Source organism: Kutzneria viridogrisea DSM 43870 (genome assembly GCF_000525635.1).
Classification (GTDB): domain Bacteria; phylum Actinomycetota; class Actinomycetes; order Mycobacteriales; family Pseudonocardiaceae; genus Kutzneria; species Kutzneria viridogrisea.
On the sequence record NZ_CP007155.1, the window covers coordinates 6,329,938 to 6,354,904 of the forward strand.

25 protein-coding genes and 1 pseudogene are annotated in these 24,967 nt (G+C 67.2%); 11 read left to right on the forward strand and 15 right to left on the reverse strand.

Annotation, left to right across the window (positions count from 1 at the left end; all coding sequences use genetic code 11):
* Positions 1-37: 37 nt before the first annotated feature.
* A complete protein-coding gene (locus tag KALB_RS28055; RefSeq protein WP_025359008.1) occupies positions 38-916 on the forward strand; it encodes an alpha/beta fold hydrolase in 879 nt (292 codons plus the stop codon).
* 42 nt (positions 917-958) lie between these two features.
* Here the strand turns inward: KALB_RS28055 and KALB_RS46980 are convergent, their stop codons facing one another.
* The 5 genes and pseudogenes from KALB_RS46980 to KALB_RS28065 all read right to left on the reverse strand — a co-directional run bounded on the left by KALB_RS46980 (position 959) and on the right by KALB_RS28065 (position 5,583).
* Positions 959-1,285, reverse strand: a complete 327-nt coding sequence (locus KALB_RS46980; protein ID WP_148309693.1) for a hypothetical protein — start codon at positions 1,283-1,285, stop codon at positions 959-961.
* Between the two features lie 442 nt (positions 1,286-1,727).
* Entirely contained in the window at positions 1,728-3,524 is a 1,797-nt protein-coding gene (locus tag KALB_RS28060; protein ID WP_051912848.1) for an RICIN domain-containing protein, read from the reverse strand.
* Positions 3,525-4,077: 553 nt separating this feature from the next.
* A pseudogene (locus KALB_RS49490) lies at positions 4,078-4,224 on the reverse strand (IS5/IS1182 family transposase); the annotation flags it as partial.
* Positions 4,181-4,630, reverse strand: coding sequence for a transposase (locus KALB_RS50315; protein WP_081789559.1), 450 nt, complete (start codon positions 4,628-4,630; stop codon positions 4,181-4,183). The pseudogene KALB_RS49490 and the gene KALB_RS50315, both read right to left, overlap by 44 nt.
* Before the next feature lie 116 nt (positions 4,631-4,746).
* Positions 4,747-5,583, reverse strand: coding sequence for a helix-turn-helix transcriptional regulator (locus tag KALB_RS28065; RefSeq protein ID WP_025359010.1), 837 nt, complete (start codon positions 5,581-5,583; stop codon positions 4,747-4,749).
* A 325-nt stretch (positions 5,584-5,908) separates the two neighbouring features.
* Between KALB_RS28065 and KALB_RS28070 the strand changes: the two genes are divergently transcribed.
* Entirely contained in the window at positions 5,909-7,381 is a 1,473-nt protein-coding gene (locus tag KALB_RS28070; RefSeq protein ID WP_025359011.1) for an aldehyde dehydrogenase family protein, read from the forward strand.
* Between the two features lie 165 nt (positions 7,382-7,546).
* Here KALB_RS28070 and KALB_RS28075 read toward each other — a convergent pair whose 3' ends face one another.
* Together KALB_RS28075 and KALB_RS28080 are read right to left on the reverse strand one after the other, a co-directional pair.
* The gene (locus KALB_RS28075) at positions 7,547-8,731 is read right to left on the reverse strand and encodes a CaiB/BaiF CoA transferase family protein (RefSeq protein ID WP_025359012.1); all 1,185 of its coding nucleotides are present in this window, start codon (positions 8,729-8,731) and stop codon (positions 7,547-7,549) included.
* A gap of 145 nt (positions 8,732-8,876) precedes the next feature.
* Complete coding sequence (locus tag KALB_RS28080) at positions 8,877-9,554, reverse strand: GntR family transcriptional regulator (protein ID WP_025359013.1); 678 nt, start codon at positions 9,552-9,554, stop codon at positions 8,877-8,879.
* Between the two features lie 131 nt (positions 9,555-9,685).
* On the opposite strand from KALB_RS28080, the gene KALB_RS28085 reads away from it, so the two are divergent.
* Positions 9,686-10,603, forward strand: a complete 918-nt coding sequence (locus KALB_RS28085; RefSeq protein ID WP_025359014.1) for an HpcH/HpaI aldolase/citrate lyase family protein — start codon at positions 9,686-9,688, stop codon at positions 10,601-10,603.
* 34 nt (positions 10,604-10,637) lie between these two features.
* Positions 10,638-11,903, forward strand: a complete 1,266-nt coding sequence (locus KALB_RS28090) for a methylaspartate ammonia-lyase (RefSeq protein WP_201771831.1) — start codon at positions 10,638-10,640, stop codon at positions 11,901-11,903.
* A gap of 66 nt (positions 11,904-11,969) precedes the next feature.
* Here the strand turns inward: KALB_RS28090 and KALB_RS28095 are convergent, their stop codons facing one another.
* Positions 11,970-12,503: a VOC family protein gene (locus tag KALB_RS28095; protein ID WP_025359016.1), complete on the reverse strand. Its 534-nt coding sequence runs from the start codon at positions 12,501-12,503 to the stop codon at positions 11,970-11,972.
* 257 nt (positions 12,504-12,760) lie between these two features.
* On the opposite strand from KALB_RS28095, the gene KALB_RS28100 reads away from it, so the two are divergent.
* Positions 12,761-13,069 (forward strand): hypothetical protein, encoded by a 309-nt coding sequence (locus tag KALB_RS28100; protein WP_025359017.1) that lies wholly within the window; start codon positions 12,761-12,763, stop codon positions 13,067-13,069.
* Positions 13,070-13,167: 98 nt separating this feature from the next.
* Here the strand turns inward: KALB_RS28100 and KALB_RS28105 are convergent, their stop codons facing one another.
* Complete coding sequence (locus KALB_RS28105) at positions 13,168-14,226, reverse strand: ketopantoate reductase family protein (RefSeq protein ID WP_148309694.1); 1,059 nt, start codon at positions 14,224-14,226, stop codon at positions 13,168-13,170.
* A 13-nt stretch (positions 14,227-14,239) separates the two neighbouring features.
* Positions 14,240-15,013, reverse strand: coding sequence for an SDR family oxidoreductase (locus KALB_RS28110; protein ID WP_025359019.1), 774 nt, complete (start codon positions 15,011-15,013; stop codon positions 14,240-14,242).
* 141 nt (positions 15,014-15,154) lie between these two features.
* On the opposite strand from KALB_RS28110, the gene KALB_RS28115 reads away from it, so the two are divergent.
* Positions 15,155-16,090, forward strand: coding sequence for a helix-turn-helix transcriptional regulator (locus KALB_RS28115; protein WP_063750687.1), 936 nt, complete (start codon positions 15,155-15,157; stop codon positions 16,088-16,090).
* A gap of 193 nt (positions 16,091-16,283) precedes the next feature.
* On the opposite strand, the gene KALB_RS28120 is transcribed toward KALB_RS28115, so the two are convergent.
* The 3 genes from KALB_RS28120 to KALB_RS28130 form a co-directional block, all read right to left on the reverse strand.
* Entirely contained in the window at positions 16,284-17,171 is an 888-nt protein-coding gene (locus KALB_RS28120) for a sulfurtransferase (protein ID WP_030107709.1), read from the reverse strand.
* A 318-nt stretch (positions 17,172-17,489) separates the two neighbouring features.
* Complete coding sequence (locus KALB_RS44335; RefSeq protein ID WP_236650046.1) at positions 17,490-18,056, reverse strand: GNAT family N-acetyltransferase; 567 nt, start codon at positions 18,054-18,056, stop codon at positions 17,490-17,492.
* Between the two features lie 183 nt (positions 18,057-18,239).
* Positions 18,240-18,614 carry a hypothetical protein gene (locus tag KALB_RS28130; RefSeq protein WP_025359023.1) on the reverse strand — a complete coding sequence of 125 codons (375 nt, stop codon included), beginning with the start codon at positions 18,612-18,614 and terminating at the stop codon, positions 18,240-18,242.
* Positions 18,615-18,769: 155 nt separating this feature from the next.
* On the opposite strand from KALB_RS28130, the gene KALB_RS28135 reads away from it, so the two are divergent.
* Entirely contained in the window at positions 18,770-19,414 is a 645-nt protein-coding gene (locus KALB_RS28135; protein WP_025359024.1) for a TetR/AcrR family transcriptional regulator, read from the forward strand.
* 78 nt (positions 19,415-19,492) lie between these two features.
* Here KALB_RS28135 and KALB_RS28140 read toward each other — a convergent pair whose 3' ends face one another.
* Together KALB_RS28140 and KALB_RS28145 are read right to left on the reverse strand one after the other, a co-directional pair.
* The gene (locus KALB_RS28140; RefSeq protein WP_030107711.1) at positions 19,493-20,620 is read right to left on the reverse strand and encodes a sensor histidine kinase; all 1,128 of its coding nucleotides are present in this window, start codon (positions 20,618-20,620) and stop codon (positions 19,493-19,495) included.
* Between the two features lie 2 nt (positions 20,621-20,622).
* Complete coding sequence (locus KALB_RS28145) at positions 20,623-21,276, reverse strand: response regulator transcription factor (protein ID WP_025359026.1); 654 nt, start codon at positions 21,274-21,276, stop codon at positions 20,623-20,625.
* A gap of 111 nt (positions 21,277-21,387) precedes the next feature.
* Between KALB_RS28145 and KALB_RS28150 the strand changes: the two genes are divergently transcribed.
* From KALB_RS28150 to KALB_RS28165, 4 genes are read left to right on the forward strand one after another with little or no spacing between them, the layout of a single operon-like run.
* Positions 21,388-21,894: a hypothetical protein gene (locus tag KALB_RS28150; protein WP_025359027.1), complete on the forward strand. Its 507-nt coding sequence runs from the start codon at positions 21,388-21,390 to the stop codon at positions 21,892-21,894.
* Positions 21,891-22,952 (forward strand): peptidoglycan-binding protein, encoded by a 1,062-nt coding sequence (locus KALB_RS28155; protein WP_025359028.1) that lies wholly within the window; start codon positions 21,891-21,893, stop codon positions 22,950-22,952. Before KALB_RS28150 ends, KALB_RS28155 begins: the two co-directional genes overlap by 4 nt.
* The gene (locus KALB_RS28160; RefSeq protein ID WP_025359029.1) at positions 22,949-23,632 is read left to right on the forward strand and encodes an ABC transporter ATP-binding protein; all 684 of its coding nucleotides are present in this window, start codon (positions 22,949-22,951) and stop codon (positions 23,630-23,632) included. Before KALB_RS28155 ends, KALB_RS28160 begins: the two co-directional genes overlap by 4 nt.
* The gene (locus tag KALB_RS28165) at positions 23,629-24,834 is read left to right on the forward strand and encodes an ABC transporter permease (RefSeq protein WP_420811808.1); all 1,206 of its coding nucleotides are present in this window, start codon (positions 23,629-23,631) and stop codon (positions 24,832-24,834) included. The genes KALB_RS28160 and KALB_RS28165 overlap by 4 nt, the downstream gene beginning before the upstream one ends.
* Positions 24,835-24,967 lie beyond the last annotated feature (133 nt).

The window sequence follows — 24,967 nt, forward strand, 5'->3', positions numbered from 1 at the left end:
TCCGATCGTATCGCAAAATCAGGTGGAGGAGGTGCCCATGGGGATGGGCAGGTTCGTCTCGCCGGCGGCCCGCGCCGAGTTCGACGCGGCCTACCGGGCCGGCATGGCGCTGTTGCCGGAGCCGACGGAGACGCGTGACGTGCGCACGGGGTTCGGCACAGTCCGGGTGTACCGGTTCGGATCCGCTGACGCCGCACCGCTGGTGCTGTTACCCGGCCGGGCCAGCACCAGCGTGATCTGGCAGCCGAACCTGGCTGGGCTGACCGCGCGGCACCCGGTGTACACGGTCGAGCCGTTGGGCGAACCGGGCCGCAGCGAGCAGACGGCCCCGCTGCGCGGCGGAGCCGACCAGGCCGCCTGGCTGGGCGAGACGCTGGCCGGTCTGGGTCTGGACCGGGTGCACCTGGTCGGCCACTCCATCGGCGGCTGGCTCGCGGCCAACCTGGCCGCGCGGGACTCCAGCCGGCTGGCCTCAGTCAGCCTGCTCGACCCGGTGTCCACCCTGGGCCGGTTCCCCGCGCAGCTGCTGCTCCGCGCCTCGCTGGCGGCCCTGCCGGTGGTCTCCCGGTGGGGCCGGCCGTCGTTCCAGACCTGGGTCAACGGCGGCGTGCCTGCCCCGCCCGACGACCCGCTCGCGGCGGTGATCGACGCCGGGATGCGGACCTTTCGGATGGCCATGGCGGTGCCCGAGTACCCCACGGACGCCCAACTGCGGTCGATCGACATCCCGGCGCTGGTCCTGGTCGCCGGCCGCAGCGTGATGCACCATCCGCGGGCCGCCTACACCCGGGCTCGGGCGCTGATCCCCGGTGTGCAGGCCGAGTTGTGGCCCACCGCCACGCACTCACTGCCAGCCGAGTCACCGGAGGAGGTCAACGCCCGGCTGCTGCGCTTCATCGCGGAGATGTCAGCGTGAACCGGTCCATGATCTCGGCGTCAGCGTGAGACATCGGGCTGGTCAATCCTGACCATTTGGGCTCTTGCAGCTTTGGCCGTGGTAGGCGCGCAGTTCGCGTCGCGCCTGGCGACGGTCGCGACGACGCTCCTGGCGACGGAAGTGGTACCACTCCCGGCCTCCGCTGGTGCCGCCGCAATCGAACAGGAAATGGTCGGTGGCAAGCCAGTAACAGCCGCTCGGCAGCGGCCACAGGGACGCACTGTCAGCGGTGATCTCATCCGGCAGCGTGCACGGCCCAAACCTGTGATTGTGCGCGGGTACACAGGTCACCATCGGTTCGTCGGCGATCCGCACCCACCAGGGTCGGGTCTTGTCGGTCTTGCTCATACGGTCACCTTTTCGGCTCCGTGACGCCCCAGGCTGGGGCTGTCATAAGACCGGGTGCACCGTGATCACCTCCCACATCGCGCGCGATAGCCGAACCCATGCGAACTAACGCTTGAACTGTTTGACGCTACTGTAGCCGCTGGCGCGTGAAGGTGCGAGCAGTCGTCGCGTTCCAAGGCCAGCCTCTGCGAAATCGTGCTCAGTCATGGGAAACATGACGTGGTGTCACCTACCGGGCCTCCTGCCGTGCTGTCCGACCAACTCAAACACCTGCTGAGGCTCGTCCAGCCGATGTTCTCAGACGTTTCCGAACTGGGCCGGATTCGGTTGGCTGGCAAAGGGATCCTCGCTGGAGCGGAGGGTCCAGCCGAGTGCCCGGGGTTGCCGCGGCCGGATGCCGCGCCAACCCCGGGACTCCGCGCTCATGTGGTCGGCATGAGGGTCACTGCGCGCGATTCGATGCGGAAAGCTGCGTTGCGACTCGCGTGAAGGTCAACACCTGCGCCGCCGAGGGGGTGCGATCGCCACCGGAGGCGCTGCTGGTGTTGTCCCAGTTGCGTTGCGGGGTGGTCACCAGGGATTGGCCGGTGACGCTCAGAGCCAACCCGTTGTAGCGGTTGATCAGGCGGTAGGTTCCGGTGGCACGGGACGATCCGCTGGTACCCGAGTCAGTAACGACCGGCCGCAGAGACCACTGTTGCCGGACTTCGGTGCCGAGTACCGGTGCCGCGGTGACGGCAGTGCCCCAGGCTCGGCCGGCCGCGCCGCTGCCGGCCACGCCCAGAGCTTGGCCGGTGGCCTTGTTGGTGACGGTGTAGAAGCCGTCGCCGGTGGGGATCAGCTTCCACTGCTGGGATTGCGAGGAACTGGCGGCGGCGAAGTTCCCCGCACTGCCTTGGGCCAACTGTCGTCCGTTGGCGGCCGTGATCTGGTAGGAGGTGGTGCTGTCAACTGGTGCCGCGAGCGGTGAGTCCATGAACCGCGACGCCCGTACGATCGTGGTCGGCACGTAGGTGGCGCTGGAACTGGCGGTGCAGAAGAAGGAGCAGTAGGTGCGGAACGTCTTGCCCACTGTGTTGGAGGTTGTCAGGGTGGCGGAGTCCACGAACCACCGGTACCACGAGGAGGCGCTGAGCTTGTTGGCCGGGATGCTGCCGATGTCGGTCCACTTCTGGGTGGACAGGTCGTCCGTGGCATAGATGTGCAGCGGCGGGTGCTGGCCGGGGGGCTGGTTCTGCGGCGTCCCGATGTACATGTTCAGGTAGGAGTCCCAGGCGATGTTCATCAGGGCCAGCGGCGAGTCACCGCCGGGTAGGGTGCCCGTGGACTGCTGCTGTGCGACCGTGCCCGACTGGGTGGGGTCGTAGTTGACGGAGGTGTAGCCGGTGCTGGACTGGCTGGTGGGAACGATGTTGCTTTCCTGCCCGCCGACCCCGGGGGCCTGCCACGCGCCATTGTACCACTTTGTCCACGACGACGGTGCCATCTTCTGCGAGATGGGCGCACGAGCCACATGCTCCAGCCACATATTGCCGCCGCCGCTCTTGTCCAGCACCCTGCTGCCGTAGAAGACGTAGAAGTAGCCCGACGCGTTGTCCACGAACAGGCGTGGATCGCCGTCGCCGTAGTAGTACGTCTGGTTGGGGAACTGGGCGGTGTCGTTGCGCACGGTGCTGAACGGTGAGGTGATGACGTGGCTCTGGATGGTCCAGGAGTTGCCCTGGTCCTGGGATGTGGCGTAGTCGATTGAGTCGTAGTGCAGGCCGTCACCGAACGGCCTCGGCGTGAACTCGTTGTGGATCAGGCCGTACCAGGCGCCGCTGTCCGGATCGACCCACACGCCCATCAGATCGCAGTAGTTTCGCTGCGAGTAACCGGAGCCGGATGTGTAGGTGGCTTCCACGCCAGTGGGGCTGTTGTTGCACAGCGTTGTCGTGTCGGCGTTGGTGCCGCTGTTGCTGATCGACGCGAGGCTGGCCGTGTCGAAGTTGCTGCCGGTGTAGAAACTCCACTTGCGGCTGTCGTTCGCGCCGTAGAGAGAGTGCGATTCCTGGTAGTAGAACTGGCCGTTGCTGTCGGTGAACAGCCCCGCAGGGGTGTCATCGGCGTGGCTCCAGGAGCCGGGGTTACCCGCGGTCACGGTGTATGTGGCGGCTTCCGCGGTGTTGGCGACAGTCGTCACCAGCGCCAGGGCCGCGGTGACCGCGATCCCTAATCGTAGGGTTGTCTTCCGTGCCATTGCGATCCTCTCGTTGCGGCGTCGACGGAGGAGGCCAGGGGGTCGGGCAGTGCGGTCACGGGCCACCGGCGCCCGAGTGCCACACCGACGGCACGGCGAGAGCCGGTCACCGATCGCATGCGCGGGCCACCTCCCCGAGATGAGCAGCTGACCTGCTACTACTTCGTTCGTTCATTGGCCAAACTAAGGTTGCGGGGCAAGTGTCCGAGCCGACCCACCGAAAGTCAAGAGTGCGCGTCCCCTCGTAGCGTGGAGACCTGAACCAAGTGAGAGGTGATCAGGTCGTGGGAAGCACAAGGCGCCGGCTTGATCAGGAGTGCCGGGCGGGTACGGTGCGCATTGTGGTCGAGACCGGCAAGCCGGTTACCCGGGTCGCGCGGGATCTGGGGATCAGCGTGTACACCGCTGCACAGTTGGGTTCAGGCCGTCCGACGCCAGGTCGAGGCCGAGCAGGCCAGGTTGAGAATGGCTTGGTGGACGTCAGCCCGTCGCTCGGTTCGAACCAGCAGCCGCCGGAAACCCTTGAGCCAAGCGGAAGGTTCGCTCCACCGGCCAGCGGGAGGAGTTGGGTGACGTCGTTGCGATGTCCGTCGGCCAGCGTCACCGCGAGCGGGACGCCGCTGGTGTCGGTGATCAGGTGGTGCTGTGAGCCGGGCTTACGGCGGTCGACCGGGGTGTGTGCCGGTGCGGTCCCCCCTGATGAGTGCTTCGCGCCGGCTGTGCGGCAGGCTCGGTCCGGTAGCAGCCGGTGGGTGAGCACTCGTTCCCCCAGACCTCAAAGGTCTGTTCAAAGATCGTGCCCTCGCCGACGGCCGGGAAGGTTGATCGCTGATGGGATGTCGTGCCCGCTCGGCGCGTGAGCACTTGATCATTAGGGCGCTGACGGCTTTCCCGCCGCCAGCCGGACACGGTCCCGCAGTCCATCCAGGATCCGTTGCGTCGCAACGGCTTTCTCCCAGATCGCGAACCGTTTGTAGACCGTCGGGCAGGGCGCGCCACTTGATGCCGTTGTCCATCAGGTACAAGATCGCGTCCACGATGACCCGACGGCAGTGCTTCTCGTGACGTCCGCCTCGGCCCTGGTGCCAGGTGGGGTCGGGCAGCAACGGAACACCTGGTGGAACGGCGCTTCGACAACGTCCGCTCTACCAGGAGTTCCCCGTCTCGTCACCACGTCCACACCCGGCCCAGTTCAGCAACGGGCACTCAGAAGGTGGAGTGCTCACTTGCCCCGCGGAGCGAGTTTCTGGGTGCCGATCGCAGCGAGGAGGTCGAGCTTGCTCCGGGCATCCGTTCCGGGACGGGGCGTGTACACGACCACACGAAGGTTCGAGCCCTGCGTGGTGAGTGTGTCGGAGTCCAGATCGACAGTTCCGACCTCCGGGTGGTCGATGACCTTGTGCCCGCTCTGGTGCTGGGCCACCGCGCCCAGTGCCCACAGCTCGCGGAAACGTGCGCTGCGCTTCAACCGCACGATCAGCGCCCGCACATCCTGGTCGTTCGGGTACCGACTGGTGGTGGCGCGCAGGTCCGCCACGAGGGATTCCTCGAACGCGGAGCGCTCGGCCGGTGTGAACTTCGCGTGGTTCGGCTTGTCCTCGAACTGCCGCAGCAGCATGTTCCGGTCATCGGCGGACAGCGCGGTGGGGTCACCGAAGGTCGCTGCGAACAGCGGGTTCCAGTGCAGCAACTGCCAAGTGGCGTCATAGACCGCCAGTGGGTGCCCGGAGAGCTGGTCCATGATCCGGTGCACGCTTCCTGGGATCAGCCGCGGTATGCGGTTGGGGTCCGCCGCGTGACCGGCGAGGCGCATGAGATGGGCCTGCTCCTCGTCGGACAGCTGCAGCGCGTGGGCCAGTGCCAAGCACACCTGCGCCGACGGGGTCGTGGCCCGGCCCTGCTCGAGCCGGACCACGTACTCGATCGAGATGCCAGCCAGAACGGCCAACTCCTCGCGCCGCAGCCCAGGAGCACGGCGCGGGGAGTTGTGCGTAAGCCCGATCGCCTGGGGGTCGAGCCGATCTCGCCAGGCACGGAGCTCGGCACCTAGGTTGTTCATCCACTCAGTCTCCCGCACAACTCCTGGCCGCCGCCTGGTACCAGCTGTACCAGGACGATCCTTGGCTGCCACCGCCAGTTCCGGCGCTGGATCTTGGAGGACGTGAACCGACTGAACCTCGCCGATGGCCTGGCGAACCTCAACGGGCTGACGAATGGCGACGGCAGTTCGACGTTGGCGTCCCCATGGCGGCCGTCAGCGACCCGCTGCGCCGCGCGGTGGAGGAGTTCGGCGCTTGTCCTCCCGGGCGCCATCCGAACCAACCGGTGATCTCGCGAGCCGTCGCCGATCGAACTCACCAATTCGCCTAGACGAAAGGTCCCCCATGTCCAAGAACACGAACGCCCCCGCACGCCACTGGATCGGCGGCAAGTGGACGGAATCCACACAGATCCGCGAGTCCTTCAATCCCTCCACCGGTGCGGTGGTCGGAACCTTCTACGACGGTGGCGAGGCCGAGGCACGCGCGGCCGTTGACACTGCCGCGGACGCCTTCGCCTCGACCGACTGGGGCCGTGTCCACCATGTGCGGGCCACCGCCCTGGAGCGGCTGGCTGACGCTCTGGAGGCGCGTGTTCCCGAGATCGCCGCCACCCTCTCCCAGGAAAACGGCAAACTGCTCCGAGAGACGATGTGGGAGGTCAGCGCCGCCGCGACGTGGCTGCGCTACACAGCGGCGAGTGCACGCACGCAGATCGCTGGCCGGGCCGCCGAAGTGGCTCCGGGACAGTACTTCCACTCGATGCCGGAACCGGCCGGTGTGGTCGGCATCATCTCGCCATGGAACTCCCCGGTGATCCTGACTGTCCGGGCACTGGGTCCGGCGCTGGCCGCTGGCTGCACGGTCGTGATCAAACTGCCTGCCCAGACCGCGTTGACCAACGCGCTGTTCGCCCAGGTGGTTGCCTCGGTGGCGGAGATCCCGCCCGGGGTGGTCAACATCCTCACCGAGACCGGCAGCGAGGTGGCCCGCCATCTCGTCGCCTCGGAGCAGGTCAGCATGATCAGCTACACCGGCAGCACTCCGGTGGGCCGCCAGATCGCCGCCGCTGCCGCGGCCACGCTCAAGCGGCTCGGCCTCGAGCTGGGCGGGAAGACACCCATCATCATCTTCCCCAGCGCCGACCTCGACATCGCCATCCCCAACCTGCTCCGCGCGGCCACTCTCATGAACGGGCAGTTCTGCTGCACCGGCTCCCGCGTCCTGGTCCACCGCGACATCGCCGACCAGGTCCGCACGGCGCTCACCGATGCGCTCTCGCAGGTTCGCCTTGGCACCTGGGACGACGAGACGGCCCAGCTCGGTCCGCTCATCGACCGCGCCTCGGCGGAGCGGGTCGACGCCCTCGTCGAGGAGGCCGGCTCGTACGGCACGGTGTTGGTCCGCGGCGGGCAGGTCACCGAGGGTCCCTTGTCCTCGTCCGGCGCCTTCTACCGGCCCAGCCTCGTGGAGGTCACCGACACCGAGGCCCGAATCGTCCAGGAGGAGGTCTTCGGGCCGGTGCAGACCTTCGAGGTCTTCGAGGACGAGGCCGACGCCGTGCGCAGGGCGAACGCCACCCAGTACGGGTTGGCCGCCTCGATTTTCACCGCCGATCCGGTTCAGGCTCGCCGGGTCGGCCGCCAGGTGCGGGCCGGCGGGATGTGGATCAACACCTGGGGGCTGCTCACCGAGCACTTCGAGCAGGTCGGCGTCAAGGGCAGCGGATACGGCTACCTGGGCGGGCTGAAGGCGATCGAGGAGTTCCAGGTCCTGAAGGTGTACGCCGAGATGGACTACACCGTGGCGATGGGCTGAGAACCTCCGCCTGACTCACCCCGCGGCCACCGCCGTCAGGGCGTGGTGACATCCGGTGCCACCGCGCCCTGACGGCATTGTCTCGGACAGGCCGTGCCGCTTCAGCCAGTCCTCGTCCATGTCCGCGGATTGTCAGCCACACCAGCCAGATCCACGGGACACACGCTAGAAGCCTGCCTGGGTCCGGGTCAGCTGCTGGATGTCCGCACCGAATCCCAGTTCCTTCACGATCGCGGACGTGTGCTCGCCCACGGCCGGGATCGGGTCCATGCGTGGTTTTCGCCCAGGCACGGTGATCGCTGGAAGGATGGCGGTCAGCTTTCCCATCGGCGAGTCCACTGTGGTCAGTCGGTTGCGGGAAACCAGCTGCGGGTGCTCGATGACCTCTCGCACTTCACGCTGGCGCGCGTGCGCGATGTTGCCGGCCGCAAGCCGCTGTTCCAGTTCGTCACCGGTGATGTGGCCGAGGACTGCGGCAATCTCGGACTCCAGCTCGCCACGGTTGGTGACCCGCCGGCTGCCGGTGACGAACCTCGCGTCCGCTGTCAACTCCGGGCGCTCCAGAACCTGCTCGCAGAACGATCGCCACTCTCGCTCGTTCTGCACGGCGAGAACGATCTCGGTACCGTCCTTGGCCGCGAACGTCCCGTACGGCGCGATGGCCGCGTGGCTCGTTCCGGTCCGAGCCGGTGGTGTGCCGCCGTATGCGGCGTAGTACAGCGGGTAGCCCATCCATTCGACGAGCGAATCGAACAGGCTGATCTCCAGCGAGGTACCCGCACCTGTCTTCTCTCGCTCGTACAGCGCCGAGAGGATGCCCGAGAAGGCGTACATGCCGGCGCCGATGTCCGCCGCCGGGATGCCGCTCTTCGCGGGTGCGTCGGCGCTGCCCGTCACCGACACCAATCCCGCCTCCGCCTGGATCAGCAGGTCGTACGCCTTGGCATCACGGTAAGGCCCGCTCGACCCGTACCCGGAGATCGAGCACGTGATCAGTCGCGGGTGCCGCGCGCGCAACTCGGCCGAGCCGAGACCGAGGCGCTCGGCGGCGCCGGGCCCGAGGTTCTGCACGAACACATCTGCCTCGGCGACGAGCCGCCGCATCACCTCCTTGCCGTGGGGCTGTTTGAGGTCGAGGGCGATGCTCTCCTTGGAGCGGTTCAACCAGACGAAATGACTGGAAAGCCCGCGCACGGTTTCGTCGTAGTCCCGGGCGAAGTCACCGCGGCCGGGGCGTTCTACTTTGATGACGCGCGCGCCCAGGTCGGCGAGTTGCCGGGTTGCGAAGGGCGCCGCCACAGCGTGCTCGCACGAGACGACGGTGATTCCGGTCAGCGGTAGGGAACTCATCGCTCTCCGATCGTGACACTCTTCGTCTGGGGATGGTTGAGGAGGTGCTCCAGGCCCCCAGTCGAAGGGGTCCCGGCGAGGAGGGCCTCGCACAGCTACTCGGGCGACCCCCAAGCAAAGATGTCCGCTACCCGTAACAAGAGGATCAGTCGACGTCGAGGTCGAACGGGTCCGGCGAGACGTTGCCGCGCAACCGTTCGGTGATCGCGGCGAACCCGTGCCAGATGTGGCGCTCGGTCGCCTCCGCGACCGCGTCCACGTCGCCGGAGTCGAGCGCATCGATGATCTCGAGGTGTTCCTGGTGCGAGGCGGCGAGGCGTTCCTCGGAGTCGAGCATCACGTCCCAGGGAAAAGCCTGCCACATTCCCCGGATCTGATCCCTGAGAGCGGGGATGCCGCAGCGGTCGTAGAAGAGGAAATGGAACTCGCGGTTCAACTCCCGCACGGCAGCCCGGTCGTCGCGCCGGGCTGCCGCGGTCATCTGCTCCTGCAACTCACGAGCCACCGCCAGGTCACGCCGCGAGATCCGGGACGCCGCCCGCCGCATGGCGTAGCTCTCGGCGAGTCGCCGGACAACGTAGATGCCCTTGACGCGCTCGAGGTCGACGGCGGCCACTCGGACCCCGCGATGCGGTTCGGCGACGACGAGACCTTCGGCCTCCAGAAGGCGCATGGCCTCACGGACGGGCGTGATGCTCGCGCCGAACCGTTGGGCGAGTTCGTCCTGCGGCATCCGGGCGCCCCGGGCCAGTTCACCGGTGAGGATGAGTCGCCGCAGCTCGTCGACGATCTGATCTCGCTTGGTTGCCGATGACGTGGTCACGGTGGCGGCCCTCCTCGCCCCAGCGGACATGATCGCCCCATTGTGACCGCCGCGCTCCCGACTTTGACACACCAGGGCAGGTTCATGCATCATCCAGACGATAATGCATGATTCTCGGGCGGAGGTGAAGCATGGTGACCTACGTCGACCTGCTGGTCTCGGCTCGGAGCTTCCTGTTCGTTCCCGGCGATCGCCCCGATCGCTTCGACAGGGCCCGCGAGTCCAGTGCGGACGTTGTGGTGCTCGATCTCGAGGACGCGGTAGCGGAGACGGCGAAAGACGCCGCACGCGCGCACGTGTCGGCATGGCTGCGCGGCGGCAACCGGGCCGTGGTCCGCGTCAATGGTGTTGGCACGCCATGGTTCGAGGACGACCTGCTCGCCATGGCCGGCCTCGCTCCGGCGCTGATGCTTCCGAAGGCGCAGACCGCCGCCGACATCACGCAGCTGCCGACCGGCATTCCGGTGCTGCCACTGGTCGAGACTGCGGCCGGAATCCTGGGAGCGGCGGAGGTCTGTCGCGCGCCCGGGGTCGTCCGGCCAGCCTTCGGGAGCGTCGACCTCGCGACTGAACTGGGCATCGAGCACACGGCCCGTGGCGCGCTGCGTCACGCGCGCTCCATGCTGGTCCTGGCGTGTGCCGCCGCGAACCTCCCAGGACCGATCGACGGCGTTACGACGGCACTCGACGACAGGACAGCCCTGCTCGACGATCTGGCAGAGGCTCGGGCCCTCGGGTTCACCGGAAAACTGTGCATCCACCCGCGCCAGGTCCCGGTTGTCCACGGGAGCCTCGCCCCATCGGAGAGTGAGGCCAGATGGGCGCGCGCGGTCGTCGACGCCGCTGCGGATGGCGCGGCCAGGGCCGTCTCGGGACAGATGATCGATCGCCCGCTACTCCTGCGCGCTCAAGCCCTGCTCGATCGCGCGACACCCGCCTCGGCAACCCTGCACCTTGCCGCAGACGACACCGCACGTCGCCTGCAACCCACCGATGACCTCGCTGTCGAGCACGTTGGCAAGCGCACCTCCCGGACCGCGGGGTCATGATCGCCTCTTCATGTTCTACCCAAAGGACCACGACGTGAACGACTTGTCGCCGCTGACAATCGAGGACACGATCGCATCGCCAGGCCTGGGCGGATTCTTCTTCGATGATCAGGTGGCCATCAAATACGGCGCACAGCGTGACGGGAATTTCTACTCGGGCGCGGGAGTGACCGCAGGATACGAGTCCGTTCGCGAGCCGGCTGAATCGGTATGCGTGATGCTCGTGCTCAGCGACGGATACGTCGCGCGTGGCGACTGCGCGAGCGTGCAATACTCCGGAGTTGGCGGCCGAGAACCGCGATTCCACGCGGCCGAGATAGCCGCCCTGATCGAGTCCGAGTTGGCTCCGAAGCTTCGCGGGCTGGATGTGACCCCTTTTCGCAGGTCGGCGGCTCACGCTGAGCAACTCGTCAGCGGAATTGCGGGCTTGGGCCGAGCAGCGTCGTACGGCGTGTCGCAAGCCCTGCTGGATGCGGCGTCACATGCGGCCGGCCACCACCTCATGGGACGGGTCATCAAGGACGAATGGCAGCTTCCAGGGCTGCTCACCGCGGTCCCGCTGTACGCCCAGAGCGGCGACGACCGGTATGACAATGTCGACAAGATGATCATTAAGCAGGTTCCGGTGCTGCCGCACGGTCTGATCAACAGGCCCGCACTGGTCGGCCCTGGGGGTCGCGCTCTTGTCGATTACGTTCACTGGATTCGACAGAGGTCCAGGAAACTTTCGAGCGACGAGAGCTATGTGCCCATCATCCATCTCGACGTCTACGGAATGCTCGGGAGCGAAGCAGCAGGCTCCGTTGTCGGGACCGCCGACATTCTCGTGCGAATGGAGGAGGCAGCGGGTCCGCACACGCTGCGGGTGGAGCACCCCATGGACGCCGGCTCGCGAGATGCCCAGATCGAGGTGCTGTGCCAGCTGCGTGAGGTGCTGACCGCCAGAGGATCACAGGTGGAACTCGTCGTCGACGAGTGGGCGAACACTCTGGAGGACATCGTGGCTTTTGCCGCAGCAGGAGCGGTACATCACATTCAGGTCAAGACACCGGACCTGGGCTCCATTCATCACGCCGTCGAAGCCGTGTTGGCATGCCATGCCAACGGCGCCGGTGCGTTCGTCGGCGGATCCTGCTCCGAGACCGATCTGTCGGCCCGCGCGACCACGCACATCGGAATTGCGACCGGAGCCACCCAAATGCTGGTCAAGCCTGGCATGGGGGTCGACGAGGGTTTGGCGATCGTCACCAACGAAATGAACCGCGCGGTTCGCCTGGACCGGTATCTGGTCCGAGAATGAGAGGTCAGCCGCAGGTCACGGCAGTCCACATCGTCGGTGCGGTCAAGCCAACCCCGACCAGCACGGTCAACTGGTTGTCCTGACAGGAGCACTGCTGCGTCCCTGGTGCCGACCGCTGAGTTCGGCGTCGAGTGTCTCCTGAGCCACGCGCATGACCTCGGCGTACGTGGGGTCCTGAAGCCGCTTCCACATCTCGTCCTCAGAGACGGCCTCAACGTGGCTGACCACCCACCAGATGTTGCCGAAGGGGTCCCTGATACGGCCCCCGCGCTGTCCGAAGGCGTCGTTGGCCAGAGGAGTGAGGACATGGCCGCCAGCTGCGACCGCTTGGGAGAAGGCTTGGTCGGCGTCAGTGACGAACACGCGGAGAAGACTCGGCATGGCGGGCCAGTCCGCGTGCCGGTCGAAGGCCAACACGACGGTATCGCCGACTCGGATCTCACCATGGCCGATCGCACCATCCTCGGTCGGCACCCGCCCCAGTTCCTCACCCCCGAACGCCTGGGAGACGAAGTCGAGGAACGCCCCCGTGTCCTCGGTGACCACCCAGGGCGCCACGGTGGTGTAGCCCGCCGGCGCGGCGTTGGTCTGCTCGGGCATCACGATCCTTCCGCCGATGTCGGTTGCCAGCAGCGACGTTAGGCGGGGATTAGGTCACCCCGTGTCCTGTACTGGCCCGAGTCGGGGCGGCAACCGGGCCACCGGTCCGCGATGGGGATCGTCATACCGGATACTCCCGGCAGAGGAACCGATGATTACGCCAACAGTGTGACGGCCAGAGCAACCGTGAGCTTGTGCCGTTTCCCGTTCCATCGAGCGGGGTACCCTGGGGATTCCTAGGAGCGGGGGGACTTCCTATGGTCGAGATCAAGGTGACGCACGAGCGGAAGAGGGCTGGCCTGACCATCACCCTTTCCCTGGTCCTGCCGGCCACGGCCATCCTGGGCATTTTCGCCGACCACTCGTCCTCCGCCAACAACACCCCGGCGTCGACCACATCGGTCCAGCGGACCTACCTCCCGCCTGCTACAACGATCGAACGCGCCCCGTCGGCCACCCACGATTCCCCGCAGACCATTGATCCGTCACGCTTCGACCCTCCGCGACTGACTCCCCGGACCTTCGACTCGTCACGCTACGACCCCCCGCGACTGACCCAGAGGTAGCACCCGACGCGGGGATGCAAGGTGTGGTTCGACAACTCGGAGGCGACGCCGTCCGTCGGGAGTTCGGCACCGGTCGTGATCACCTGGACAAAACACTGTCAGACACGCCCCAGGTGTGCCCGAAGGTCCTCGACACCAAGTGAACCTGGTCGGAGTCCTTCACGGGCCGCGCGGCGAGCCAGAGCGGTGAGCTTGGCGTTCAGCGGAGCCGACCGCCCGATCCTGCGGGCGATCAGCGCGATCTCCCCGTTGAGGTAACTGGTTTCGATCGTGCTGTGTCCGCGGACGAGCGACTGCCAGCTGGAGCTGCCGAGTTGGGCTGGTTCGCCGGGGACTGGCTCGATGGACAGGGCGCCCCAGGCGGCCTGCGATTCCTCGTCGCCGGCGAACGCGATCCCGGCACTTGCGAAGATCTCGCGGCACTCGTCCTCGGCCGCGCGCCGCAGGTCCTCCGCGCCGGCGGTGTCACCGAGCAGGGCCTGCAACACGTTGCCCACGTTGGCGAGCAATTTTCGGTACTTCCACCTCAGCACGTCCTCCGACCGGATGACCTGAAACTCAGCTGCTGCCCACTCTTCGCCGATGCTTGCCACGAGTTTCGTGTCAGCAGCGGGATCGGATGACACGCCGTAACGACCAACGTGGAAGATGCCCCGCGGTGGCAGTGTTCGGACGATGACCTCTCCGGGTTCTGTCATCACCGTCGGGAACCACACGCACACCGCGAAGACCCGCTCGAAGTAGCGCAGCGCGATCTCCTCGCTGGCGACCCCGTTCAACGCGGTGAAAATCGGCAGCAGTTCGGCGGCGCTGCCGAGAACGGTGCCATCACGGTCGTGCACCGGCACATCGGCCCACTGCTCGACGGCCGCCTCGGCCTGATGCGTCTTCGTGGTCAGCACCAGCACATCGCGGTCGGTCAAGCGCACCTGGTCAGGCCCGGTCACCGTCGGCACGTGAACAGTCGACCTCGTGTCGGGGCACCGCACGGTCACTCCGTTGGCCATCACCGACCGGGCGTGATCACCGCGCGCGATCAACAGGACCTCGCTTCCCCGCTGTGCCAGCAGGCCGCCGAGCGCGCTACCGATGGCTCCCGCCCCGAGGAAGACGAATCGCATTACGTCACCTGTCCACTCAATCGTCGTGTTCGGCACTCTCGGAACATGATCAGGCCTGCCTGGTGGGCATGACGGCGATCTGCTGGAGGTTCACGTGTTTGGGGAGCCCCACGGTGTAGACGACGATCTCGGCGATGTCAGCCGGGCGCAGCGGTTCGATGTGTTCACTAGCTTTCGCATACCATTCTTGCGTGGTCCGGTCGGCGCCGGTGGACCACAGTTCGGTGCTCACGATACCCGGTTCGATCACGGACACGCGCACGTTCCTGGGGCCGAGTTCGGCGCGCAGTTGGTGAGTGAAGTGGGTGAGGAATGCCTTGGTGGCGCTGTAGACGGCGAAGCTCGGCACGATCCTCTTGGCGGCGACCGACGAGGTAGTGATCAGATCGGCCGGGCCACCTTCCGCTGCGGCGGCCACCAGGTCGGTGACGAACGCGGCGGCAGTGGTCACCGCGGCGGTGACGTTCAGGTCGATCTGCCGGCGCCAGCGCTGGTCGTGCAGGCCCTCGACCGAAGACGGCAGCATGATCCCGGCGTTGTTGAACACGATGCTGGGCCGCCCCAACCGCGTGCGCACTTGCGCGGCAGCCGCGTGCACGGCAGCGACGTCGGTGAGGTCGAGCGGAACGCTCAACGCGGTGCCACCTGCGGTGGTGATCTTCTCGGCGAGCGCGTCGAGTTCGTGCGCGCGGCGGGCCAGCAAAGCGACCTTGACGCCCTGGGCGGCGAGCAGTTCGGCAGTCGCTGCCCCCATCCCGCTGGACGCGCCGGTCACGACACCGACACGCCCAGCCAGGGCTGGAACCAGAACGCGCTCCGACATCGTGCTTCCTCCAGTTGCTCGAGTGCGATGCCACCACCTCAGCAGGTCACCGACCATCGCAGGGCCGTTGGCCGTGCCCCGCTGTACCTGGTTCTCCCAGGGCCACCCTGAGCCGACCACCACAGCGATTTCGCGGGCAGAATGTCCACCGTGGAACGCAATGCCGAACTCGCCGACTTCCTGCGCACCAGACGTGCACGTCTGCGTCCGGAAGACGTCGGACTGGTGGCGGACGGGCGTATCCGACGGGTACCGGGGCTACGACGCGAAGAACTCGCCCGCAGCGCAGGGATCAGCACGGAGTACTACACCCGTGTGGAGCAGGGGCGGGCAGGCAACATCTCCCGCGAAATCCTCGACGCGATCGCCACCGCGCTGCTGCTCGACGAGGTCGAACGGTCCCACCTGGATGACCTGTGCGCTGGGGGCAGCCCACGCAGGAACGGCGTCAGCCGTCCTCAGCAGGTGCGGCCCGGGCTCCTGCAACTGCTGGACACCCTTGGCCACGTTCCCGCGTTCATCCTCGGCCGCAGGACAGACGTGCTGGCCAGCAACCAACTCGCCCGGGCGTTGATCACCGACTTCTCCGCACTTCCTGCCAGGAAGAGGAATTTCGCGCACTTCCTGTTCCTCGACCCCGCGGCCCGGCCGCTGTTCAGTGACTGGGAACGAATCGCAGCCGACACCGCGGCCGTCCTGCGCATGGAGGCCGGGCGCCACCGCCACGACCACCGGCTCGCGGACCTCATTGGCGAGCTCATGCTGCGCGTGCCCGAGTTCAACGGCTGGTGGGCCAGTCACCACGTCCGCCAGCGCAGCCATGCCACCAAACGCTGCCGTCACCCCGTCGTAGGCGAGCTCAGCTTCGACTACGAGGCGTTGCAGCTTCCCGGCGAACCGGAACAGACCCTGTGCGTCTATACGGTCAAGCCCGGTTCACCGACCCAGGACTCGCTGCGGCTGCTCGCCAGCTGGTCGGCGGACGGCCAGGTCGGCCTCGGCGTTCGCGGTGGCGAGGACATCGCGGCGGAATCCGTAGGCCAGCCATCCGGCGGCAGCGCCAGTCACCCGCGCTGAGCAGGGCGTGTCGGCTAAGGGATATCGCGGGATCGCCGCCCGCAACCACCTCGCCGTGCCGACCTGGAAGCAACACCAATGACAAATCATTCCGCGGAGATCCAAGCAGTGGACTGAGCAGCAGTTGCACTCCCCCGCCGCCGCAGTACCGAACGAACCCGCCGCTGCGGCACCGGTAAGCCTGGGCGGGCTCTCAGCCGGGAATGGTGCGGCGCTCGACTGGGGCGTGAGGATCTCCCAGCCACTCCTCCAGGGAACCGTCGTAGACCATCACCTCGTCATGCCCCGCGGCGAGCAGGCTGAACCCGACCAGAGGCGCGTTCAAACCGGAGTTGCAGTACACGATCGCGGGCCTACCCCTGGTCACCGATGCAAGGAACTGCGCACGATCCTCGGAGGCCCGCAGCATCGACGTGCCCGGCTGCGCCAGGGACGGGTAGGGCACGTTGACACTGCCCGGGATGGTGGTGGACATGACCCGGACAGCCTCCTCGGGAAGCAACGAGGTGTCGGCAGGGAGCTCTGGAACCGCGTTGACCAGCGTGGCCTGGACTCCGTCGCGAACGACCGCCATCACCTGCTGCTTGTCCGCCCACATCCCGGGCCTGGGGGACGCTGCGAACGCGGCAGGGACCGGCTCCACCTCGCCCGACTCGACCGCACGGCCCTCCCCGGTCCACTTTCGCAGGCCTCCGTCGAGGACCGCGACCGCGTCGTGGCCCGCGGACTTCAGCAGCCACCACAGGCGTGCTGCGTACTGGCCGAACTCGCAGTCGTAGGCGACGACCCGGGTCCTCGGACCGATGCCCAGCTGACCGAACACCGTGGTGGCTCGGTGCGCGGAGGGCCGGGTGATGGCCAACGGGCTGTCCGGGTCGCTGAGGTCGTTGACGAGGTCGGCGAAGACCGCGCCAGGGAGGTGCGCCTCGCGGTAGGCCTCACGCATGGGCACCCGGTGCGGCGGGGTGGGGACCATCTGGACCGAGGCGTCGAGCACGAGCAGATCGGGCTCGCCGAGGTGTTGTGCGAGCCAACCGGTGGTGACCAACGAGGCCGGGAGAAGGGCACTCTGGCTGTTCATGCCGGGCAGTGGACCACAACCAGCACCGGGCCGTGAGTTTTGTTGCCAAATCAGCAAATCGAGCGGTACCTGTTCAACGTGACGAGGTTCAAGTGCCGCCGCCGCAGCCAGGTCGCGTTTGGCCATTGTTGAGCCGGTGCAGCACGAAGCTCAGGTCCTGCTGTGACGTCTTGCGGGTCAGGGCATGCACCTTCGGCTTGCCCGATCGGATCGGCTACTTGCCGACGAAGGTGTACACGTACCACTTGTCCGTTCCTTGTTCGCGGCGCCACGTGCCGGTTCCGGGCTTGGACCGCTCGAAGTGGCTGCGCCCGCTGCTCACCGCTCCTCGGCTGGACCGATGCCTCGTTCAAAGAAGATCCAGTACTGCTGGAGGTGCTGCGGTATTTCCGTCTGCTGGTAGGGCTTCCTCTCGGCGAATCCGCGCGAGCGATACAGACGTTGGGCATCGACCATGAACCGGGCGGTGTCGAGCCGCACAGTCGACGCCCCCATTCGTGCGGCCTCGCCAAGCAGGCAGTCGAGCAGACGCGAGCCGACATGCAGGCCGCGGCACTCAGGCACCACGTACATCCGCTTCACTTCTACAACGCCGGGCTCGATGACCCGCAGCCCGGCCACTCCCACCAACGTGCCGCTCGAGTCCTCCGCTACAAGCAGCACTTTGGACGGATCACCGTACTCCTGAAGCGACGCGCGCATGCCGGAAACATCGGTAGGTGCGTCCTTGATGCCAAACGTTGTCAGGAGTTGTTGCTGGGCCGTCGTCATGTAGTCCACCAGGAGCTTGGTGATCTCCTCGGCCTCGGCAACGAGATCGGCGCGTCGGACGACGACAGACATGTTGTCAGCACTCCCGGGATCTTTCACGACCGACAGCTGCATAGCCGACGCCGTGCACATATCAGCAGTTTGCCCTCTGCCCACCTCCATCAAGGCTACAGAGGCTTGTCGTGTGAGGTCCAGCAGTGCCGAGGCACACCAAGTCGTCCGGGACGCGGGCTTTGCGTTGCACCGCCGGGAACTGGTTGAGCCAGGCGGCACACCGACCGGCACCAGATCGGCGGTTCACTCCTGGACGGTCGGCCGGGACTTCCTGCGGAGGAGGTGGCTGGCGATCGCGGTCGCGATGGCTGTGCCGACGATGAGTACGGCGAAGATGGGGTTCATGTCCTTGGACAGGCTCGGCGCGCGGTGCGGTCCGATCGCCCAGAGGGCCAACGGAATGGCGTAGGCCACGGCGAGGGCAGCGGCCCACCAGCGGAGTGCCCGGAGGCGGGTGTCGCGCAGGACACCGATCAGCACGAGTGCGACCGGGACGACAGCGACCATGGCGAACTGGCCGACGATCAGGACTGGCGTGGCCCAGGCCGAGATGGTGACGAGCCGCCAGGTGGCGCGGTTGCGGGGCGGCGTTGCGGTGGACGGTGTCGTGGTGAGCATTGTCTTCTCCTGGGGGCCAAGGCGGAGCGCGGACGAGCCAAGCTATCGGCTCTCGCAGTAGTTAAAACCTATAACAGCATCCAGTGAGTGTCAATAGGGAAGGTGATAGCCTCTAACTTAAGTGGAGCATCGTAGCGGCTGGAGGATGACTGGCGATGGACACGGGCGGGACGAGCCAACGGGAGCGCTACCGGGCCCAGGTGCACGCGGAGATCAAGCGACACGCGTGGGAGCAGCTGGCCACGACCGGTGTGTGCGCGCTGTCCCTGAACGCGATCGCCAAGTGCATGGGCATGAGCGGCCCCGCGCTGTACCGCTACTTCGCCAGCCGCGACGAGCTGATCACCGCACTCATCCGCGACGCCTACCGAAGCCTCGCCGACACCGTCCGAGCGGCCTTCGACTCCGGTGCCGACGTGTCCGGGCTGGCCCACGCCATCCGGACATGGGCCTTCGACGACCCACATCGGTACTTCCTGATCTACGGCACGCCCGTTCCCGGCTACCACGCACCCGAGGAGACCAAGAAGATCTCGTTCGAGATCATGACCGTGCTGATCACCGTCCACACCGCGGTGTCCCCGCGGACCTCGGCGACACCGTTCGACGCCCACCTTGAAAATCACCGCCAATGGGCTGGTGACCACCCCGCACCACCTGCGGCCCTGCACTGGGCCCTGTCCTTCTGGACCCGCCTGCACGGCGCCCTTTCGCTCGAACTCGCCGGACACTTCGCTGGCATGGAATTCGACCCCGCCCTGCTCTTCGAGGACGAACTGAACGACCTGCTGGCGCGCTGACCGGGTCTGCCGATCGGCCACTGCATGCCGGACTGGACCCGCAGTTGCACCGCACGCCGAGCTTGGTACAGCCGTACGTCACGACAGGGCGGGCACGGCCGTAGGCAGTGTCACCGACACCTCCAACCCGCCGCCCCGTCGCGGGTAGGCGTGCACGGCACCACCATGTGCCCGCACGATCGATCGCACGATGGAAAGCCCCAGGCCGGAGCCCTCGGCGCCGCGGGTCCGCTCCGCGCCCCGGCGGAACGGCTCGAACAGTTCGGGCAGCCGTGCGGCGTCCACCTCGGGACCGGTGTTGCTGATCAGCAGTCCGGTACGGGCATGGGTGTGCACCCGGATCTGTCCACCGTCGACGTTGTGCCGCACGGCGTTGCCGACCAGGTTGCTGACGAGCTGCGAGATCAGCACCGGATCGCCGAGCACCCAGCAGTCGTCGAGGCTCGTCCGCACCTCGAGCGCACCCACCGGGGCGGCGGCCAGCTCATGAGCCACGACCTCATGCAGGGCAACAGGTTCCCGGTTCTCCAGTCCGCGATCACTGCGCGCCAGCACCAGCAGGCCGTCGATCAGCCGTTCGCTGCGTCGGTTCGCGGCGAGCAGTTGCTCACGCACGATCGAAACCTTGTCAAAGTCCTTTTCAGACAGTCCTATCTGGACAAGTGCACGCTGGATCGACAGCGGAGTGCGGAGTTCGTGCGAGGCGTTGGCGATGAACCTGCGCTGGCTCTCGAAGGCGTCCGCCAGCCGATCCAGCATGTCGTTGAAGGTCTCGGCCAGCTCGGTGAGTTCGTCAGGCGGCCCGCCCAGCGCGATCCGCTCGTGCAGGTTCTCCGAGGACAGCCGTTGCGCGGTGGCGCTGATCCGGTGCAACGGCCGCAGCACCCGGCCGGATATCCACCAGCCGACGGCAACGGCCAGCACCGCCAGCACCACGAGGGAAACCACCGACACAATGATCAATTTTGTCAGCACGGTGTTCTGCGAGACCACCGCGATGTCCTGCGAGACCGCCGCGATGTCGGTCGGGATGGTCCGGGTCACCGCATCGTCGTTGACCGGCAGGGCCGCCGACACGGCCGTCGCGACCTGGCTCACCAGGTTGACCTTGACCAGTAGGTACACCACGAGCACCAGCACGAGCCCGCCCACCACGAACAGCAGGCCGTACAGGGCGGTGATCCTGGCGCGCACGGTGAGCCCCATGATCAGATCCGGTAACCGGCGCCGGGTACGGTCTCGATCACCTGCGGCTCGCCGAGCTTGGCCCGCAGCTTCGACATGGCCACCTTCACGGCGTTGGTGAACGGGTCGGCGTACTCGTCCCACGCGCTGGCGAGCAGTTGCTCCGCACTGACCACGGTGCCCTCCGCCCGCAGCAACACCTCCAGCACCGCGAACTCCTTGGGGGTCAGGCCCACCCGCCTGCCGTCCCGGGTGACGCGCCGGTTCGCCGGGTCCAGCTCGATCCCGGCAGCGGTGAGCACCGGCGGCAGCGGGGCCTGTGTCCTGCGGCCCAGCGCGCGCACTCTCGCCAGCAGTTCGGGGTACTCGAACGGCTTGGTCAGATAGTCGTCCGCACCCAGGTCCAGGCCACCCACCCGATCGTCGAGCGTGGCGGCGGCGGTGAGCATGAGCACCCGCGTCCGGGCACCGCGCGCGACCAGCTCGGCACACAGGTCGTCTCCGTGCACGCCGGGCAGGTCCCTGTCCAGCACAGCCACGTCGTAGTCGTTGACCAGCAACCGTTCGTGCGCTGCTGTCCCGTCGTAGCAGACGTCGACGGCCATGGCCTCCGACCGCAGGCCGGACGCCACGAGATCGGCGAGGACGTGTTCGTCCTCGGCGACGAGTACTCGCATTCGGTTTCCTCTCCTCGACCCGACCAACGAGGATGCGCCGAACCAGGTTTCCGAAAGGTTTCCGTTCACAGCAACATCTCAGAAACCGGGCGCCGACTAGAACAGTCAGCCATGAGGACTTCAACGATGCTGCTCGCCGGGCCGCTGCTCGTGTTGAGCCTGCTTGCCGGGTGCGGCGGCGGCACCGGGGACAACGGGGTGGCCAGCCTCAACGGAAGCAAGGTGACGAGCACCGGCAAGGCGGCCGACTCCGACGTGCCCACCGATCCGGACAAGAAGGCACTGAAGTTCGCGCAGTGCCTGCGCGAGCACGGCATGGACGTGCCCGACCCGAAGCCCGGCAGCGGTGGCGGAATGATGATGCCCGCGCTGCCCGCGGACGCCAGCGAAGCCGCGGACAAGGCGATGGACGCCTGCAAGAAGTACGCCCCCGTCGGGGACATCGATCCGAACGACCCGAAGGTCAAGGAAAAGGAGTTGAAGTTCGCCAAGTGCATGCGCGAACACGGTGTGGACACGCCCGACCCGGGTTCCGGCCAGGGCCAAATGCTCAACGCCGATGACGAGAAGACCAGGAAGGCGCTTGAGGCGTGCGGCATGCAGGTGCCCTCGAAGTGAACAAGCGCGGAGTGGTCATCACCGGGATCACCGTACTCGCCGCGACCTCGATCGGCGTAGGCGCCGTGGCGGCCTTTGGCCAGAACGGCGGGACGGACGCCACGGCCAACAAACCCGCACCAGCGTCCACGGCCGAGGTGACACGACAGCAGTTGGTACAACAGGACACAGTGGACGGAACGCTGGAATACGCGGGCGGCTACCAGGTGATGGGCGCGGGCGGTGGAGTACTCACCTGGCTGCCCAACGCGGGGCAGACCATCGCACAGGGCAAGGCCGTGTACTCGGTCAACGGCCACTCGGTGCCACTGTTCCGCGGCGACGTACCGTTCTGGCGTCCACTCAAGTCCGGAATGGACAATGGTCCGGATGTCAAGGTGTTGGAACAGAACCTGAAGGACCTCGGTTACTTCTACGGTGTACCGGGCGAGAAGTTCACCGACGCCACGGCGGCGGCGGTCAAGCGCTGGCAGAAGGCGCTCGGGGTGACGCAGACCGGCGTGGTCGATCCGGCTGACGCCGTGGTTCTACCTGTGGACATCCGTGTGGCTACTGTGGACGGAGTGCTGGGACAACCAGCGCAGGGCAAGCTGATCGGGGCCACGGGTACCGGAAGGCGGGTCGTGGTCAAGCTGTCCGTCACCAAGCAGAAGCTCGCCTCAGTGGACGCCAAGGTGGACGTGTCACTGCCCAACGGGCAGCACGGCAGCGGCAAAGTGATCTCGGTGGGTACCGTGGTGAACAAGCCCGATCCGAACCAGCCGAGTGGCACGCCGACGATCGACGTGGTGGTCGGGCTGGACGACCCTGGCATCGCGGGCTCCCTGGACGGCTCGCCGGTGCGGGTCTCGTTCACCAGTGAGCGCAAGGAGAACGTGCTCACGGTGCCGGTCAGCGCACTGCTCGCGCTGGCCGAGGGCGGCTACGCGGTGGAGCTGGTCGATGGCTCCGGCACTCACCTGGTGAAGGTGGAGCTGGGCATGTTCTCAGGCGGCCGGGTCGAGGTGAAAAGCTCCGAACTGCGGGCGGGAGCCAAGGTCAAGGCGGCGGGCGAATGAGCACGCCGGTGATCGAACTGAGCAATGTCAGCCGCAGCTACGGCGAGGACGTGCACGCGCTGCGCTCGGTCTCGCTGCGTATCGACCCCGGTGAGCTGATCGCAGTGGTCGGACCGTCCGGGTCAGGCAAATCCACGCTTCTGCAACTGATGGGCACGCTGGACCGGCCGACCAGCGGGGTGGTCCGGATCAACGGGCACCCGGTGATCGGGCTGCGTGAACGGAACCTGGCGGCCGTGCGGGCGCGCTGGATCGGCTTCGTGTTCCAGCAGTTCTACCTGACCCCGTACCTCAGTGCGCTGGACAACGTGGCGAACGGACTTTTCTACCACGGGATCGGCCGGTCCGAACGGGTGCGCAGGGCGCAGTTGACCTTGCGCAGGGTGGGGCTCGGGCACCGGATCGACCACCTGCCCAAGGAGCTGTCCGGGGGCGAGTGCCAGCGGGTGGCCATCGCCCGCGCACTGGTCGGCAAGCCCACGATCCTGCTCGCCGACGAACCCACGGGCGCGCTGGACTCGCGGTCGGGCAGCGAGGTGATGGCGCTGTTGCGCGAACTGCACGAGGAGGGCACCACCATCGCGGTGATCACCCACGACACCGCGATCGCCGCCGCACTACCGCGTCGCGTCGAACTGCTGGACGGTCGGATCCGACACGACACAGGGGTTCTGGCGTGAGCGCGAGCGTGGCACTGCCACGACCGGCCCGGCTCAACCCGATGGATCTGGTGCGCGCCGGGCTGACCGGGGTGGTCGGCCGGCCCGCGCGGGCGGTGTTGTCCGCGCTGGGCATCGGGATCGGCGTGGCCGCGATGGTGGCGGTACTCGGCATCAGCGCGGCCAGCCAGGCCAAGTTGGCCGACCAGCTCAACGCGTTGGGCACCAACCTGTTGAAGGTCCGTGCGGGCAACACCTTGTTCGGTGCCAAGTCGAAGCTGCCAGTCAACGCCGTGGACATGGCCAAGCGGATCGGCCCCGTGCAGGTGGCCAGCGGCACGGGTGAGGTACCCGACTGCGCGGTGTACCGCAGCGATCTGGCCGATCCGCGCGCGACCGGCGGCATCACCGTGCTGGCGGCCAAGGTGGATCTGCCGGGAACCGTTGGCGCGTCACTGGCCGCGGGCCAGTGGCTCAACGCGGCCACGAGCAAGTACCCAGCGGCGGTGCTCGGTGCAAAGAGCGCGCAACAGCTTGGCATCGACCACCCTGGCGCGCAGGTGTACCTGGGCAAGCAGTGGTTCATCGTGGTCGGCATCCTGGCCGAGGTGCCGCTGGCGCCCGAGTTGGACCGGGCCGCACTGGTGGGCTGGGACGTGGCCGGTGCGCGGCTGGGCTTCGACGGTCATCCGACCACGGTGTACGAACGTTCGACCGAGAAGTCGGTGGACGCGGTGCGCGCGGTGCTGGGGCAGAGCGTCAACCCCGAACACCCCGAGGAGGTCGCGGTCAGCAGGCCCTCGGACGCGTTGCAGGCCCAACTCGCCGCCAAGTCCACCTTCCTGACGATGTTCCTGGGCCTCGGCGCGGTGGCCCTGCTGGTCGGCGGGGTCGGTGTGGCCAACACGATGGTGATCTCCGTGTTGGAGCGTCGTTCGGAGATCGGCCTGCGCAGGGCGCTGGGAGCGGGCCGGGGCCAGGTGCGCCTGCAGTTCCTCACCGAGGCGGTGTTGTTGTCCGGGCTGGGCGGGCTGTTTGGGGTCCTGCTCGGACTGGCCGTCAGCATCGGGTACGCGCTGAGCAACGACTGGCCAGCCGTGCTGCCGCTGCCCGCGATCGCGGCTGGGGTCGGCGCCTCGATGCTGATCGGCACGGTGGCGGGCTGGTTCCCCGCCTCCCGCGCGGCCCGCCTGCCGCCGAACGCGGCACTGGTGGCGGGCTGAGGCGTCCCCGGTGCCGCTGTCGGGGGCGGCACCGGGGGCTTGCCTGCTGGGATGGTCCGGTCGAGCGACACGCCCCCGCCCGCAGCTCAGGCAGGGACGGGGGCGGTCAGCCTCCGGGTACGGCGCGGGCCGT

Excerpts from the sequence above, each read along its gene's own strand:
- KALB_RS28055 (WP_025359008.1), top strand. The coding sequence starts at position 38 with ATGGGGATGGGCAGGTTCGTCTCGCCGGCGGCCCGCGCCGAGTTCGAC.
- KALB_RS46980 (WP_148309693.1), bottom strand. The coding sequence starts at position 1,285 with ATGAGCAAGACCGACAAGACCCGACCCTGGTGGGTGCGGATCGCCGAC.
- KALB_RS28060 (WP_051912848.1), bottom strand. The coding sequence starts at position 3,524 with ATGGCACGGAAGACAACCCTACGATTAGGGATCGCGGTCACCGCGGCC.
- KALB_RS28065 (WP_025359010.1), bottom strand. The coding sequence starts at position 5,583 with ATGAACAACCTAGGTGCCGAGCTCCGTGCCTGGCGAGATCGGCTCGAC.
- KALB_RS28070 (WP_025359011.1), top strand. The coding sequence starts at position 5,909 with ATGTCCAAGAACACGAACGCCCCCGCACGCCACTGGATCGGCGGCAAG.
- KALB_RS28075 (WP_025359012.1), bottom strand. The coding sequence starts at position 8,731 with ATGAGTTCCCTACCGCTGACCGGAATCACCGTCGTCTCGTGCGAGCAC.
- KALB_RS28085 (WP_025359014.1), top strand. The coding sequence starts at position 9,686 with ATGGTGACCTACGTCGACCTGCTGGTCTCGGCTCGGAGCTTCCTGTTC.
- KALB_RS28095 (WP_025359016.1), bottom strand. The coding sequence starts at position 12,503 with ATGCCCGAGCAGACCAACGCCGCGCCGGCGGGCTACACCACCGTGGCG.
- KALB_RS28100 (WP_025359017.1), top strand. The coding sequence starts at position 12,761 with ATGGTCGAGATCAAGGTGACGCACGAGCGGAAGAGGGCTGGCCTGACC.
- KALB_RS28110 (WP_025359019.1), bottom strand. The coding sequence starts at position 15,013 with ATGTCGGAGCGCGTTCTGGTTCCAGCCCTGGCTGGGCGTGTCGGTGTC.
- KALB_RS28115 (WP_063750687.1), top strand. The coding sequence starts at position 15,155 with ATGTCCACCGTGGAACGCAATGCCGAACTCGCCGACTTCCTGCGCACC.
- KALB_RS28120 (WP_030107709.1), bottom strand. The coding sequence starts at position 17,171 with ATGAACAGCCAGAGTGCCCTTCTCCCGGCCTCGTTGGTCACCACCGGT.
- KALB_RS44335 (WP_236650046.1), bottom strand. The coding sequence starts at position 18,056 with ATGCAGCTGTCGGTCGTGAAAGATCCCGGGAGTGCTGACAACATGTCT.
- KALB_RS28130 (WP_025359023.1), bottom strand. The coding sequence starts at position 18,614 with ATGCTCACCACGACACCGTCCACCGCAACGCCGCCCCGCAACCGCGCC.
- KALB_RS28135 (WP_025359024.1), top strand. The coding sequence starts at position 18,770 with ATGGACACGGGCGGGACGAGCCAACGGGAGCGCTACCGGGCCCAGGTG.
- KALB_RS28140 (WP_030107711.1), bottom strand. The coding sequence starts at position 20,620 with ATGGGGCTCACCGTGCGCGCCAGGATCACCGCCCTGTACGGCCTGCTG.
- KALB_RS28145 (WP_025359026.1), bottom strand. The coding sequence starts at position 21,276 with ATGCGAGTACTCGTCGCCGAGGACGAACACGTCCTCGCCGATCTCGTG.
- KALB_RS28150 (WP_025359027.1), top strand. The coding sequence starts at position 21,388 with ATGAGGACTTCAACGATGCTGCTCGCCGGGCCGCTGCTCGTGTTGAGC.
- KALB_RS28160 (WP_025359029.1), top strand. The coding sequence starts at position 22,949 with ATGAGCACGCCGGTGATCGAACTGAGCAATGTCAGCCGCAGCTACGGC.